11 protein-coding genes and 1 pseudogene are annotated in these 12,792 nt (G+C 65.0%); 7 read left to right on the plus strand and 5 right to left on the minus strand.

Annotated elements, in window-relative coordinates; genetic code table 11:
* Positions 1 to 20 precede the first annotated feature (20 nt).
* On the minus strand, positions 21 to 914 hold the full coding sequence (locus AB7G19_RS02375) for a LysR family transcriptional regulator (RefSeq protein WP_085399691.1): 894 nt from the start codon (positions 912 to 914) through the stop codon (positions 21 to 23).
* A gap of 116 nt (positions 915 to 1,030) precedes the next feature.
* On the opposite strand from AB7G19_RS02375, the gene AB7G19_RS02380 reads away from it, so the two are divergent.
* The 4 genes and pseudogenes from AB7G19_RS02380 to AB7G19_RS02395 all read left to right on the plus strand — a co-directional run.
* Complete coding sequence (locus AB7G19_RS02380; protein WP_084795325.1) at positions 1,031 to 2,671, plus strand: FAD-dependent oxidoreductase; 1,641 nt, start codon at positions 1,031 to 1,033, stop codon at positions 2,669 to 2,671.
* Positions 2,672 to 2,749: 78 nt separating this feature from the next.
* The gene (locus AB7G19_RS02385; RefSeq protein ID WP_063985999.1) at positions 2,750 to 3,730 is read left to right on the plus strand and encodes a Bug family tripartite tricarboxylate transporter substrate binding protein; all 981 of its coding nucleotides are present in this window, start codon (positions 2,750 to 2,752) and stop codon (positions 3,728 to 3,730) included.
* Positions 3,731 to 3,852: 122 nt separating this feature from the next.
* Positions 3,853 to 4,809 carry a prolyl aminopeptidase gene (pip, locus tag AB7G19_RS02390; protein ID WP_063980450.1) on the plus strand — a complete coding sequence of 319 codons (957 nt, stop codon included), beginning with the start codon at positions 3,853 to 3,855 and terminating at the stop codon, positions 4,807 to 4,809.
* A gap of 163 nt (positions 4,810 to 4,972) precedes the next feature.
* Positions 4,973 to 5,107: pseudogene (locus AB7G19_RS02395) on the plus strand (IS5/IS1182 family transposase); the annotation flags it as partial.
* A 17-nt stretch (positions 5,108 to 5,124) separates the two neighbouring features.
* Here AB7G19_RS02395 and AB7G19_RS02400 read toward each other — a convergent pair.
* Both AB7G19_RS02400 and AB7G19_RS02405 read right to left on the minus strand, forming a co-directional pair.
* Positions 5,125 to 5,520 (minus strand): VOC family protein, encoded by a 396-nt coding sequence (locus AB7G19_RS02400; RefSeq protein WP_063980451.1) that lies wholly within the window; start codon positions 5,518 to 5,520, stop codon positions 5,125 to 5,127.
* A gap of 412 nt (positions 5,521 to 5,932) precedes the next feature.
* Positions 5,933 to 6,130 carry a hypothetical protein gene (locus tag AB7G19_RS02405; protein ID WP_063980452.1) on the minus strand — a complete coding sequence of 66 codons (198 nt, stop codon included), beginning with the start codon at positions 6,128 to 6,130 and terminating at the stop codon, positions 5,933 to 5,935.
* Between the two features lie 183 nt (positions 6,131 to 6,313).
* Between AB7G19_RS02405 and AB7G19_RS02410 the strand changes: the two genes are divergently transcribed.
* Positions 6,314 to 7,585: a DUF2157 domain-containing protein gene (locus tag AB7G19_RS02410; RefSeq protein ID WP_063980453.1), complete on the plus strand. Its 1,272-nt coding sequence runs from the start codon at positions 6,314 to 6,316 to the stop codon at positions 7,583 to 7,585.
* Positions 7,582 to 8,196, plus strand: a complete 615-nt coding sequence (locus AB7G19_RS02415; RefSeq protein WP_063980454.1) for a GDYXXLXY domain-containing protein — start codon at positions 7,582 to 7,584, stop codon at positions 8,194 to 8,196. The genes AB7G19_RS02410 and AB7G19_RS02415 overlap by 4 nt, the downstream gene beginning before the upstream one ends.
* Before the next feature lie 7 nt (positions 8,197 to 8,203).
* Here AB7G19_RS02415 and AB7G19_RS02420 read toward each other — a convergent pair whose 3' ends face one another.
* The gene (locus AB7G19_RS02420; protein ID WP_063986000.1) at positions 8,204 to 9,562 is read right to left on the minus strand and encodes an aminotransferase-like domain-containing protein; all 1,359 of its coding nucleotides are present in this window, start codon (positions 9,560 to 9,562) and stop codon (positions 8,204 to 8,206) included.
* A 161-nt stretch (positions 9,563 to 9,723) separates the two neighbouring features.
* On the opposite strand from AB7G19_RS02420, the gene AB7G19_RS02425 reads away from it, so the two are divergent.
* Positions 9,724 to 10,584 (plus strand): DMT family transporter, encoded by an 861-nt coding sequence (locus AB7G19_RS02425; RefSeq protein ID WP_063980455.1) that lies wholly within the window; start codon positions 9,724 to 9,726, stop codon positions 10,582 to 10,584.
* A 682-nt stretch (positions 10,585 to 11,266) separates the two neighbouring features.
* Here the strand turns inward: AB7G19_RS02425 and AB7G19_RS02430 are convergent.
* Positions 11,267 to 12,481, minus strand: coding sequence for an EAL domain-containing response regulator (locus AB7G19_RS02430; protein WP_063980456.1), 1,215 nt, complete (start codon positions 12,479 to 12,481; stop codon positions 11,267 to 11,269).
* Positions 12,482 to 12,792: the final 311 nt, after the last annotated feature.

Genomic DNA, 12,792 nt, shown 5'->3' on the forward strand with positions numbered 1-12,792 from the left:
CCCGAGCAGCGGCCTGCGGATTACGACCCCGCCAACACCGTCCGAGCCGTCGTCACAAACGCCTGCGCCGCCGGCGACAGCGTCCGTCCCTGACGCTGCAGCAGCGACACCGGGCGGGTGATCGCCGGGCGTATCAGCGGTCTTGCGATCAGCGTCGGGAATTGATCGGCCGGCAGCATCGTCGCGGGGAGGATGGCGAGGCCGAGGCCTTGGGCTGTCATGGCGAGCGCGGTGTTGATCAGCGTGACCTCATAGGTTGGAGAAAGGTGCTTGCCCTGCGCGCCGAGGGCCTGGTCGATCTGCATGCGGATTCGCGTCTCGCGCCGCATCGCGATGGTCGGAAGCTGCGCCAGTTCGTCCCATGTCAGCGCGCGCCGCGCGGCGAAGTCGGCGGTGCGACGGCCGATCGCGCTCAGCCGGCCGCGGGTCAGCGTCTCGATCGTCATCTCCGCGAACTCACCCTCGACGCTGCCGATCGCGAACTCGGCATCGGTTGCGATCAGGCGCGGAACGAGGTCGTCGGCGGCGACGTCACGCATGTCGATGTCGATCTCGGGATGGCCTGCGCGGAATTTCGCGAGAACCTGCGGCAGCAGTGCCGAAGCGGCGCCCGCCGACGCGACGAACGCGACGCGGCCGGCGCGCGCCTGCGCGAGGTCATGCATGCGCCGTGACAGGCCCAGCGCATCGCTCAGCATGCGTTCGGCGGCGTGAAAGGCCTCGTCGGCGGCCAGCGTCGGCTGCACTGAACGCGTGGAGCGATCGAACAGCTTCACGCCGAGCTGCACTTCGAGCTGCTGGATCAGGAGGCTCGCCGCCGATTGCGTGATGCCCAGCTCGCGCGCGGCCCGCGTGATGCTGCGCGTGCGATACACGCCAGTGAAGGCCCGCAATTGTCGCAAGGTGACATTCATCGGAAAAGCTCATGAATTGATGAGTTCTTTCCGACTTATCGCATAAGAGGCCTTGCAATAAAATGCATGCTGCGCGGGCAACGAATCCGCGATGATGCGAGGGGATGGAAACGAGCATGAGGACACAGGTGCTGGTCGTGGGCGCCGGGCCCGTGGGATTGACCGCGGCCATGGATCTGGCCTCGCGCGGGATCGACGTCGTCGTCGCGGAGATCCGCCACGCCGGCGATCCGCCCAGCGTCAAATGCAATCACGTCTCGGCGCGATCGATGGAAATCTTCCGCCGGCTGGGCGTCGCCGCAAAGCTGCGCGACGCGGGCCTGCCCGCGGACTTCCCGAACGATTGCTCCTATCGGACCACGGCGACCGGTATCGAGCTGTGCCGTATCGACATTCCCTCGCGCGCGCGCCGCTACAGCGCCACCGGCGGCCCCGACACCTGGTGGCCGACGCCCGAGCCGCCGCACCGTATCAACCAGGTCTATCTCGAGCCGATCCTGTTCAGCCACGCCGCCGCTCAACCGCGCATCACCATTTTGGCGCGCACGGAAATCACCGATATCGAGCAGGACGACGATCGTGTGGTCGCGCTAGGTCGCGACCTCGACAGTGGAGACGCGCTCCGCATCGAGGCCGACTTCGTGGTCGGCTGCGATGGCAGCCGCTCCCTCGTCCGCAAATCGATCGGCGCCAGCCTGTCCGGCACGCCGGTGATCCAGCGGGTGCAATCAACCTTCATCGAAGCGCCGCAACTGAAGGAGTTGATGGGCGCGCACAAGCCGGCCTGGATGGTGCTCTCGCTCAACCCGCGACGTTCCGGCACCACCGTTGCGATCGACGGCCACGACCGCTGGCTGATCCATAATCATCTGAGGCCCGACGAGCCTGAGTTCGACTCGGTCGATCGCGACTGGTCGATCCGTGCCATCCTCGGCGTCGACGAGCGGTTCGAGTACAAAATCCTCAGCAAGGAGGACTGGGTCGGGCGCCGGTTGGTGGCCGATCGCTTCCGCGACCGCAGGGTCTTCATCTGCGGCGACGCCGCGCATCTGTGGATGCCCTATGCGGGCTACGGCATGAACGCGGGCATTGCTGATGCCGTCGATCTCTGCTGGCAATTGGCCGCGCGTCTGAACGGATGGGCGTCGGCTGCGATCCTTGATGCCTATGAGGCGGAGCGCCAGCCCATCACCGACCAGGTGTCGCGCTTTGCCATGGATCATGCGATGAAGATGATGGCGCAGCGCGGCGGCGTGTCCACGGAGATCGAGGATGACACGCCGCGCGGCCACGCGGCGCGCGCTTCGCTTGCGAGAGCGGCCTACGATCTCAACGTGCAGCAATATTGCTGCGCGGGCCTCAACTTCGGCTACTACTACGATGCCTCGCCGATCATCGCTTATGACGGCGAAACCCCGCCGGCCTACGCGATGGGAAGCTTTACGCCCTCCACCGTGCCGGGCGCCCGCGCGCCGCATGTGTTTCTCCGCGACGGACGATCGCTCTACGACGCCTTCGGAGCCGGCTACACGTTGCTGCGGTTCGACCCGGCAATCGATGTGGCGCGGCTGCTCTCAGCCGCAGAACAGCGCGGCATGCCGCTCGCGCTCATCGACATCGCGCCGGATGAGGCGAACGGGGCCTATGCCGAGAAGCTCGTGTTGGCACGACCCGACCAGCACATCGCCTGGCGCGGGCAGGCCGCGCCCGAAGATCCGCAAGGCCTGCTGGCGCGCATCACAGGCGCTGCGGCGTGATCGAATAGCAGGCTGCCTGCCAACGGCACGGCAGCCTGGTTGGCCTACAAACAAGAATACGTAATGGGGGAGGAGAAATTGTTTCACGTTGCAAGGCGCCGCATTCTGGCCGCGCTGACGGCCGCGACTTTCGCCGTGCTGCCGCTGGAGGCCGGTGAAGCAGCCTATCCGGACCAGTTGATCAAGATCATCGTGACCTTCCCGCCCGGCGGCAGCGCCGACACCGTCATCCGTGCGCTCGAGCCGCTGGTCACCGCGGAGCTCAAGCAGAGCCTGGTGATCGAGAACCGCGCCGGGGCAGGGGGCAATATCGGCATGGCCGCGGTGGCCCAGGCCAGGCCCGACGGCTACACGCTCGGCGTTGCGCCGGCGGGCGCACTGACGGTGAACCCGCACCTCAATTCGTCGATGCCGTTCGACCCAAAGGATCTCGCGCCGATCACCCTGCTGGCGGAAATTCCCTTTGTGCTGGTCGCGTCCGCGGACGTGCCCGCGCGCAATGCCGCAGAGACGATCGCGCTCGCCAAGGCGAAGCCGGGCGCGCTGTCGATCGGGCATGGCGGCAATTCGACCGCGATGCATCTGACGGCCGCGCTGTTCACGCAGAAGGCGGGGATCAGCATGGAGCTCGTTCCGTATCGCGGGACGGCGCCGGCAGCGGTTGATGTCCTTGCGGGACACGTCCCCTTCGCGGTGCTGGATATCCCCGCATCGAGGCAACTGATTCTCGAAGGCAAGCTCAACGCCGTCGGCGTCTCCTCGGTACGTCGCCTCCCATCCTTGCCCGATGTGCCAACCCTTGCCGAGAGCGGTATTGCGGGCTTTGAATCCGTAGGCTGGTTCGGGCTCGTTGCTCCCTCAGGCACGCCCGCGGACGTCATCAGCAGGCTGAACGAGGCTTTCACAAAAGCCCTGAAAGACCCGGTGGTGGCCGAGAAAATCCGGACCCTCGGCGCAGAGCCCGCGCCGACCTCGCCGGAGCAGTTCGGCCGCTTCATTCAGAGCGAGAGCACGAAATGGGGCAAGCTCATCAGCGAGGCCGGCATCAAGGCGAATTAGGCCGCGTACCCATAAACCCGGTGCGTCATGTGACTGGTGGCTTCGTCCGCTTTGCTCCTATAACCGAAACCACCATGATCGCGGCGTGCTAATCGAACCTCGTGGTGCCAAACGGAGGCCGTATGAGTCAGTTGAGGTCGATGTACCCACCCATCGAGCCCTATAGCGCTGGTACCCTCGACGTTGGAGAAGGTTACCGGGTTTATTACGAACGGGTGGGGACGCCGGGCGCGAAGCCGGCGGTCTTCCTGCACGGCGGACCGGGCGGAGGTTTGTCCCCTGAACATAGGCGTCTGTTTGATCCCAATCGATATGATGTCATGCTCTTCGATCAGCGAGGATGTGGGCAATCAACTCCGTATGCGGGGCTCGAAGCGAATACGACTTGGCATTTGGTATCGGACATCGAGCGCTTGCGTGCACTTGCAGGCGTCGACAAATGGCTCGTGTTCGGTGGCTCGTGGGGATCGACTCTCGCGTTAGCCTATGCAGAAACGCATCCCGACCGCGTCAGCGAGCTTGTTCTCCGTGGCGTCTACACCGTCACCAAGGCGGAGCTGCAATGGTACTATCAGTTCGGCGTTTCAGAGATCTTTCCGGAGAAGTGGGAAAAGTTCCAGGCACCGATACCCCTGAGCGAGCGAGGCGACATGATTGCGGCGTATCGCAGCCGGCTGACGGGCGACGATCGAGCCACCCAGCTCGAGGCAGCCAAGGCTTGGGCTATTTGGGAGGGCGAAACGATCACGCTGCTGCCTAATCCAGCATTCTCGACATCGTTTGGCGACGACCAATTTGCGCTCGCGTTTGCGCGATTGGAGAACCACTATTTCGTTCACGATTGCTGGCTGGAGGATGGGCAACTTCTGCGCAACGCTCACCGCCTCCGCGGTATCCCGGGAGCCATTGTTCACGGCCGCTACGACATGCCCTGTCCAGCCCGATATGCGTACGCGCTGCATAGGGCGTGGCCTGATGCCGCATTCCATCTGGTCGAGGGTGCAGGTCATGCTTGGTCGGAGCCAGGTATCCTCGATCAACTGGTGCGCGCCACCGATCGCTTCGCGACAGCACCATAAAGAGGGCAACGACGAAGTCGGAATAAATCCGGGCGCAGAAGAGGAGAATCGTCCGTTGGTGACGGGCTGGTCTCTGGGGCCGCATCATCGACACGCTGGGTGCTTGCTACTCCACGTAAGAAGAGCGTCTGCGACACGTCGATTGTCCGCGTGCATCAGCACTGAGCGCTTCTTCAACAGGATCAAGCAATGCCGTCGTGTGGCGACGCGTTATGACAAGCTTGCCGCCAACTATCTCGCCTTCGTCCAACTCGCTTCAATCAGGCTATGGCTTGGCGCTAATGAGTCCACGTCCTAGGCCTTCCTCTCCGCCGCTCAAGCTTGCTTGTTCTGACGGAGCCGTGACGGCCAGCCGATCCTGACCAGGGTCTCGTCCGGGTCCGACAGCGCAAACTCGTACATTCCCCACGGCGTGTCCTCCGGCCCCCGTCCATTGGCCAACTCGCCCGAAAACTCTCGCGCGAGTTCGTCGACGGCCTCGGTGTAGAGATAGAGACCGAACGGGTTGCGGCCTCTGATCAGCCAGCCTTCGACGGCATCGGTGAGATGGAGATGGCCGCCCTTTCCATCGGAGAGGATGCGATAGCTGTCCTCACCGTCCTCCGGCTTGTCGCCGTCCGCGCGCGTAAAACCGAGCCGGGCGTAGAATTTCTCCGAGGCGTCGAGGTCGTTGCAGGGAAGGATGGACGTCAGTGCGTGAGTTGGCGTCATGCGAATCCCTTTGCAGTAGACTGCCGATACGTGGGGACGGAAGGTTCAAAGTCGTCACGGCCCGCCGTCCCGACCAGCTTGCGTCCTTTTGAAGACGACCTTATAACCTCGCGCAGGTGCCGAAGGGGCGCCTTCCCGCACAAGAGGCTCTCACCCTTCGAGAGGTTGTCCGTTTTCTTCCGGCGATACGATCCTTCGATCGGCATCCGGGAAGGCCAACGATGACGAGCCCTTTGTTCGGCAATAGCGGGAGTGTCGGACGCCTCATCGGGGTTGTCATGAACACCGTATTCTCGTCGGGCGCTGCGATGCTCGAATTCCCAAGCACGTGCGATGAATTGTTGCGTGAAATCAAAATTCGCGCGCGGTTACGCTTGAACGATCTGACCAATGTATCGCCGGACGTCATATTCTACGCACGCTGGATATCGAGGCGGCGACGCTGGGCGTGGCCCGCGAAATGGAAGTTCCCGCGCTCGGGAACGCGCAGACCATCGGGACTGCGTTGCAGTCGACCAAAGTACAGCTCGTGATCCTGGACGGCCTGACCCATGAAGCCGAACTGAGTGCGGTCGATCTCGTCCTGCCTCGAGTTCGTCAGTTTCTGCATGACGGGTCATCATCATGACGGCCGGTTACTCACTCGGTTCGACCGTGAACGCGAAGCCGCTGTCGCGCGGGGGCACGCGCCCGGTCCCCCCGCAACCAGAGCGGTGACAGGTTGAACCTGCTACCGTCGCGGCCCGACCAACAGCATCCCGCCAACCGGCAGGGAGCGAGGTGTTTCACGACGATGTTCGACAAAACCTATCGGCAGCGCCTCGAGGCTGATCTTGCGCAATGGGAAGCCGACGGCGTGATCGCGCCGGCGGCGGCCACCTCCATCCGCAGCGCGCTGCCGCCGCTCTCGCCCGGCATCAACATCGCCGTCGTCGTTGCCATCGTCGGCGGCCTCTTGATCGCAGCCGCCTTCCTCGCCTTCGTCGCGGCGCACTGGACCGAGATCGCGCGGCTGCTGCGGTTCGCGATCCTGATCGCCGGCATGGTCGTCGCCGGCGGCCTCGGAGCGTGGTTTGCCGCGACGGGCCGCAATGTTCTCGCCGATCTCTGTGCGAGCATCGGTGCGATCATCTTCGGCGCGGGCATCGCGCTGGTCGGCCAGATGTATCATCTCGGCGAGGATTTCGCCGGCGGCATGCTGCTGTGGTCGATCGGAGCATTTGCCGCCGCACTGCTGACCGGATCGCGCGGCGCGCTTGCGGTCGCCCTCGTCGCGGCCTGCATCTGGACCTGCATGCGCAACTATGATGCGCATGATGTCCTGCATCTTCCGTTCGTGGCGGTCTGGCTGATCGCCGCCGCGCTCGCGCTTGCATGGAATTCCCGTGTGGCGGCCCATCTCGTCGCGGTCGCGCTGCTTCCGTGGTGGATCGCGACTTCGCTCCGCTTCGAACTCGACGGTGCCCAGCCGTCGTTCGTGCTCGCGAACGGCGCCGCCTTGCTGTTCGGCGCCGGACTCGCAATCGCCGCTGTGCCGTCGCCGAGGGCGCGGCGTCTCGGGACCGTTTTATCGATCTACGGAGCGTTTTCGCTGGCGGCCGTCGCTTGCCTGGAGGTGACAACGGTGGACGACATCATCCGCTTCCGGAACAGCACGGTGCCGGCCCAGCCACTTTGGGCGATCCTGTGCGGGGCCGCGGGCGTGATCCTCGCGCTTGCGTCTGCCGGCGTCACCAGGCGTGCAGGTGAAATCCTTGCGGCATGTTCGATCGGACTCGTCCTGCTCGCGGCGCCGATCTGGCCGGCATCCACGGCCGGCGAGCCCTGGTTCGCCTATGCCGCGCTGCTCTGCGCCATGCTGTGCCTTGTTGTCTCCGGTGTGCTCGATGATGTGCGTCCGCGGATCGTTGCCGGCTGGCTCGGGATTGCCGGCGTGATCGCGGGCATCACCTGGGCGGTGAAGGGATCGCTGCTGCGCCGCTCGGCTTTCCTTGCCGCGGCCGGTGTTGTTGCCGTCGTATTTGCCACCGCGCTCAATCGCGCGCTGCCGAGGGCCCAGCGATGATGGAGTTGACCGCGTCCGTGACAAAACTCTGGCAACGCATCCCGAAAGCCGTGCTGTTCGGTGTCGCCGTCCTGCTTCAATGCGTGCTGCTGGTGCTGATGGTCGCCGATCGCATGCAGATCCTGCGCGAAGGCCGTGAGGTGACGTTGCAGACGCAGCCGGTCGATCCCCGCGATCTGCTACGCGGCGACTATGTCGTGCTCCGCTACGACATCTCGCAACTGCCGGCGGGCACGCTCGCTGGACAGCCGGCGGCCGAGCGCAAGCCCGTCGTGTTCGTCAAGCTCGCGCCGAATGCCAATGGTCTCTACGAGGCCGTCTCGGTGCATGCCGAGCCCGTCACGGTCACGGCTCCCGAAGTGCTGATCCGCGGCCGCGTCTCCTCTTACGGCGGAACCTGCGGCTCCGGCTCGCGCGTCTTCTGCGAGAAACTGGCGATCAAATACGGTCTCGAAAGCTATTTCGTGCCCGAAGGCGAGGGCAAGAAGCTCGAGCAGGCCCGCAACCAGCAGAAACTCCGGGTCGTCGCCGCCGTACTCCCCTCAGGCCGCGCCGCCATCAAGCGGCTGCTGCTCGACGGCGAGCCGGTCTATGAGGAGCCGTTATACTAGGCGCTGATCATTTGGCCTTCAGCGCCCGCCGCAGCACGTCCCACATTCGCGGATCGCTCATATGCGCCACGTTGAAGCGCAGGAAGTCCGATGCCGTCTGCGATACGCTGAAGACGTTGCCCGGTGCGAGCACCACATCCTCCTCGAGCGCGGCGCGCGCGACGGCGGTGGCATCCTGTCCGCCCGCGAGGCGGCACCAGAGGAAGAAGCCACCGCGCGGCATCAGCCAGGGCTCGATGCCCAGCGCCTGAAGTTTTCGCGCGACGTCGCGGCGCGTGCGCGTGAGCTTCTGCCTGAGCTCGTCCATGTGCTTGCGATAGCTGCCGCCGGCCAGGACCCTTGCGATGATTTCGGTCGCCACCGGGCTCGGGCCGCCAAAACTGGTCGCGACCTGGAGGTCGACGAGGTGCTCGATCCAGTCGGCTCGCCCTGCGATGTAGCCGCAGCGCACCGAGGCCGACAGCGTCTTGGAGAAGCTGCCGATGCGGATCACGCGGTTCAATCCGTCGAGCGCGGCAAGGCGCGGCGAGCGCTCCGGTTCGAAGTCGCCGAAGATGTCGTCCTCGATGATGGTGAGGTCGTGCGTCGTGGCCGCAGTCAGAAGCCGGTGCGCGGTCTGAAGCGAGATCGTCGCGCCGGTCGGATTGTGCAGCGCTGAATTGGTGATGTAGAGCCGCGGCCGCTCAGCCGCGAGGATCTGCTCGAAGCGCGCGACATCGGGGCCCGACGGCGTGTAGGGCACGCTGACGATCTTCGCCTGATGCGCTCGCAGCAGCGCGCGAAAATTGAAGTAGCAGGGATCGTCGACCAGCACGGTGTCGCCGGGACGGAGCAGGAAGCGGCAGATCAGGTCGGTCGCCTGCGTGCCTGAACCGGTCAGCATCAACTGGTTGATCGAGGCCTCGATCGCGTCTTCGGCGAGGCGCGCGAGCAGCAGCCGGCGCAGGGCAGGGGAGCCGCTCGTGCTGCCGTAGTTGGTCAAAACGCTCGCGTCGGTGCGGGCAAGCGCGCGGGTGGCGCGGCGCAACGCCGCCTCCGGCATCCACTCCGGCGGCAGCCAGCCGCAGCCGGGTTTTGGCACGCCATCATCCGTGTCGAGCGATTGTCGGGAAACCCAGAACGGATCAACTTCCCGGTCGCGGCGGGGCTCGACTTCGGTCAGCGCCAGCGGCGGGGTGACGGCCGATGAGACATAGAAGCCCGAGCCGCGCCGGGCGCGGATCAGGCCATCGGCGGCCAGCCGATCATAGGCTTCGACGACGGTGGACGGCGAAACACCCATTGTCGCGGCAAGGCTGCGGATCGACGGCAGGCGGTCGCCGGCACTGAGCGCGCGGGCGGCGACCTTGGCGCGGATCGCGCCCATCACGTCGCTGGTCCGCGTCCCGCCCCGTCCCTTCGTTTGTAGCTCGCCGCCCAAGGTGTATTACCTTCCATATCCATACAGTTCTGCCGGATTGTACTGGATTGTTGCTGGTTTCGCCACCGGCGACGGCCGATGATCGTGACCCAAAAAGCGAGACGGACATGCAATCTACAGGCAGTGGCTGGGGCAACGGGCTTCTCGGCGTCATCATCTTCAGCGGCTCCTTGCCGGCGACGCGCGTGGCGGTCGGTGGTTTCTCCGCGCTGTTCCTGACGTCCGCCCGCGCGGTCATCGCGGCCCTGATCGGTATGGCCGTGCTCTTCCTGCTCCGCCAGGCGCGGCCGCAGCGGAAGGATCTCGTCTCGCTCACCATCGTCTCCATCGGCGTCGTGGTCGGCTTCCCCCTGCTGACGGCGCTCGCGCTCCAGCACATCACCTCCGCGCATTCGATCGTCTTCATCGGGCTCTTGCCGCTGTCGACGGCGATCTTCGCGGTGCTGCGCGGTGGCGAGCGACCGCAGCCGCTGTTCTGGCTGTTCGCTGTCCTCGGCAGCACCACGGTGGCAGGCTTTGCTTTGTCCAACGACGGCTCGGCATCAGTCACCGGCGATCTCCTGATGGTCGCCGCCATCGTGCTGTGCGGGCTCGGTTATGCCGAAGGCGCGGCGCTGTCGCGCCGCCTCGGCGGCTGGCAGGTGATCTCCTGGGCGCTGCTGCTCGCGCTGCCGCTGATGGTGTCGGTCGCGATCCTGACATGGCCGTCGACGTGGAGCGGCGTCGGCGTGCCCGCCTGGATCGGGCTCGCCTACGTCTCCGTCTTCAGCATGTTCGTCGGCTTCATCTTCTGGTACCGGGGCCTTGCGGTCGGCGGCATTGCCCGCGTCGGTCAATTGCAGCAGCTCCAGCCGTTCTTCGGCCTCGCGCTTGCCGGCTTCCTGCTGCACGAGCCGGTCGCATGGAGCATGATCGCCGCGACCGCACTCGTCGTCGTCTGCGTGTTCTTCGCGCGGCGATATGCCTGAGGCGGTGATCGCAGTTCCCGACCAGGGTCTGAAGTTGATGACCTTGATCGAACGCGCTTCCATCTGGTCATTGGCTCGCGACCACACCTTGGCGCGGTCGTTATGCGACTGCCAACGTTGATCTAGATCAACGTCTGTTCTTGCACGCAGTGCCGCACTGGATGGGAGAGTTATCTCCCCGGTGCATCGCGTGCCCTGTTTCGCGATCACAGTGACAGCATCCGCCTGGCTGGTCTGCTCGTTTCGCTGATGGGACGGTGATCGGCATCCTCACGCGACTGACAGAAATCCGCAGAAAGCAAGGGAAGGAGCACGTCATGCGACACGGAACCAAATTTTGGCTAGCCGGCGCCGTTATTGCCTGCGCAGCCATGGGCTCGGTGCAGTGGTCGGAGGAGGATGGTCTTTCATTCTCGGTTCAGAGCGCACAGGCCCGCGTAGGGCGACCAGCGACCCCAGTGAGTGTCGCCGGCGTCGCGCGGCGAACGACGCGCCGCGCCGTAGTCGGTGGAGCGGCCGTAGGCGCCGCTGTCGCGGCACCAACGTGCGCCCGCGTGCTGGTCAATGGCGCGTGGGTCTGTCGCTAGGAAAGCTCTGTCCTTCATGGGGGTGATCGCAGCGATCGCGCTCGTGGTCGTGTGCGTCTTCTTCTTCGCGCGGCGGTTGGCGTGAGGCCTGTGCCTCACGCCTGCCCCATCACCGTCCGCGTCAGCGCACTCCGGGCAAACTTCTTCAGCGGCATCGGCTTGCCGAACAGAAAACCCTGCACGAGGTCGAAGCCGAGCTCGTTGGCGGCGACGAGGTCGGCGCGGCTCTCGACGCCTTCGGCCACGGTGCGCGCGCCGTAGGCGTGCGCGAGCTCGACGATGTGACGGCACACCGTGCGCTTCAGCCGATCGCTGCCGCTGCCGGTGACGAAGTGCCGATCGGCCTTCAGCTTGATGAAGGGAATCTTGTCCAGATCCATCAGTGACGGCCAGTTGGCGCCAAGATTGTCGATCGACAGGCCGATATTGTGCAGGCGCACCTCGCGGGCGACCTCGACGAGGAATTCGAGATCGCGGATCGCCTCCTCGCTGTCGATCTCGATCGTCAGCCCGCCGAAGGCCGGATGCGTCGGCATGCGGCGGCAGAGATCGCGCACCGCCTGCGGCTCCTTCAGATACGACGTCGGCAGGTTGATCGAGAGATCGACCGGGCTCTGCTGCTCCAGGAGATAGTGCCAGTCCTGCAAGGCGCGCTCGATCACGAACTCCGAGAGCTCGCGCAAATGCGGATCGTGCTCTTCGGGGATGAAGTAGGCGGGCGGCACCACGCCCCAGGTCGGATGCCGCATCCGCACCAGCGCCTCGGCGCCGCTGCGGACCAAGGTGCGCGCGTCGATCTTGGGCTGGTACCAGAGCTCGAGCCAGCCGGCATGCAGCGCCTCGCCGACATACACGGCCGGGCTCGGCGCCGGCTCGTCCGGCAGCAGCATCGCGACGCGCTCGCGCAGCGTCTCGGCGGCAAAGGGCGTGGTCAGTGGCGGCAGCATCGCGAGGCCATACTCCTCGCCGACCTGCTGCACAGCCCTGACGATGATGGACTCGCGGGCGCCGACGGCGAGAACCTTGCCGTCGAAGGCCTCGCGCACCAGTGTCTCCAGAAACGTGCCGGGCTCGATGCCGTCGGCGGCGATGCCGAGCAGGATCAGGTCCGGCAACTCGCGGGTCAGCACGGTCTGCAGCTCGTCCGCGCTGGCGCATTCGCTGGTGACGAAACCAAGATCCTCCAGCACCTCGGCGAGGAATGCGCGCAGATGGCGCTTGCCGTCGGCGACGCATGCGCGCGGCGTTACCTTTCGCCGTCCGAAGGTTTTAGGCCTCCGTCCGGCGAGCTCAACAAGTTCATCGTTCATCGCAAACCACTCCCGTTCCGCGACAGGTGTTAGCGATGGGAGCAGTTTCAAATATGGAGAGCTTCAGTCGATTGTTGAATTATCTGGGTAACGTTAAAGCCCGCATCACGTCTAAAATTGTCTGGATCTTCTTCCAGAAGTTTTTACGTCTGCCCGCGCGTCGCGCGCGAGCGTGCGGCAATCCCGCGCAATTTTTGCAAGACGCGGCTTGGCTGCGGACACGCGCGCTGTCCTGTAATCGGACGAGGTCGCGCGCACTTCGCCCAATTGAATAATGGACGCCTCAATTGCTTGTGGCCGTGGCGTGCCGG

It is taken from the genome of Bradyrhizobium sp. 215_C5_N1_1, assembly GCF_052075935.1.
Classification (GTDB): Bacteria; Pseudomonadota; Alphaproteobacteria; order Rhizobiales; family Xanthobacteraceae; genus Bradyrhizobium; species Bradyrhizobium barranii.

Coding starts and splice junctions, on each gene's coding strand:
- AB7G19_RS02410 (WP_063980453.1), top strand. CDS start 6,314: ATGTTCGACAAAACCTATCGGCAGCGCCTCGAGGCTGATCTTGCGCAA.
- AB7G19_RS02380 (WP_084795325.1), top strand. CDS start 1,031: ATGAGGACACAGGTGCTGGTCGTGGGCGCCGGGCCCGTGGGATTGACC.
- AB7G19_RS02405 (WP_063980452.1), bottom strand. CDS start 6,130: ATGCAGAAACTGACGAACTCGAGGCAGGACGAGATCGACCGCACTCAG.
- pip (WP_063980450.1), top strand. CDS start 3,853: ATGAGTCAGTTGAGGTCGATGTACCCACCCATCGAGCCCTATAGCGCT.
- AB7G19_RS02415 (WP_063980454.1), top strand. CDS start 7,582: ATGATGGAGTTGACCGCGTCCGTGACAAAACTCTGGCAACGCATCCCG.
- AB7G19_RS02420 (WP_063986000.1), bottom strand. CDS start 9,562: ATGGGCGCGATCCGCGCCAAGGTCGCCGCCCGCGCGCTCAGTGCCGGC.
- AB7G19_RS02375 (WP_085399691.1), bottom strand. CDS start 914: ATGAATGTCACCTTGCGACAATTGCGGGCCTTCACTGGCGTGTATCGC.
- AB7G19_RS02425 (WP_063980455.1), top strand. CDS start 9,724: ATGCAATCTACAGGCAGTGGCTGGGGCAACGGGCTTCTCGGCGTCATC.
- AB7G19_RS02400 (WP_063980451.1), bottom strand. CDS start 5,520: ATGACGCCAACTCACGCACTGACGTCCATCCTTCCCTGCAACGACCTC.
- AB7G19_RS02430 (WP_063980456.1), bottom strand. CDS start 12,481: ATGAACGATGAACTTGTTGAGCTCGCCGGACGGAGGCCTAAAACCTTC.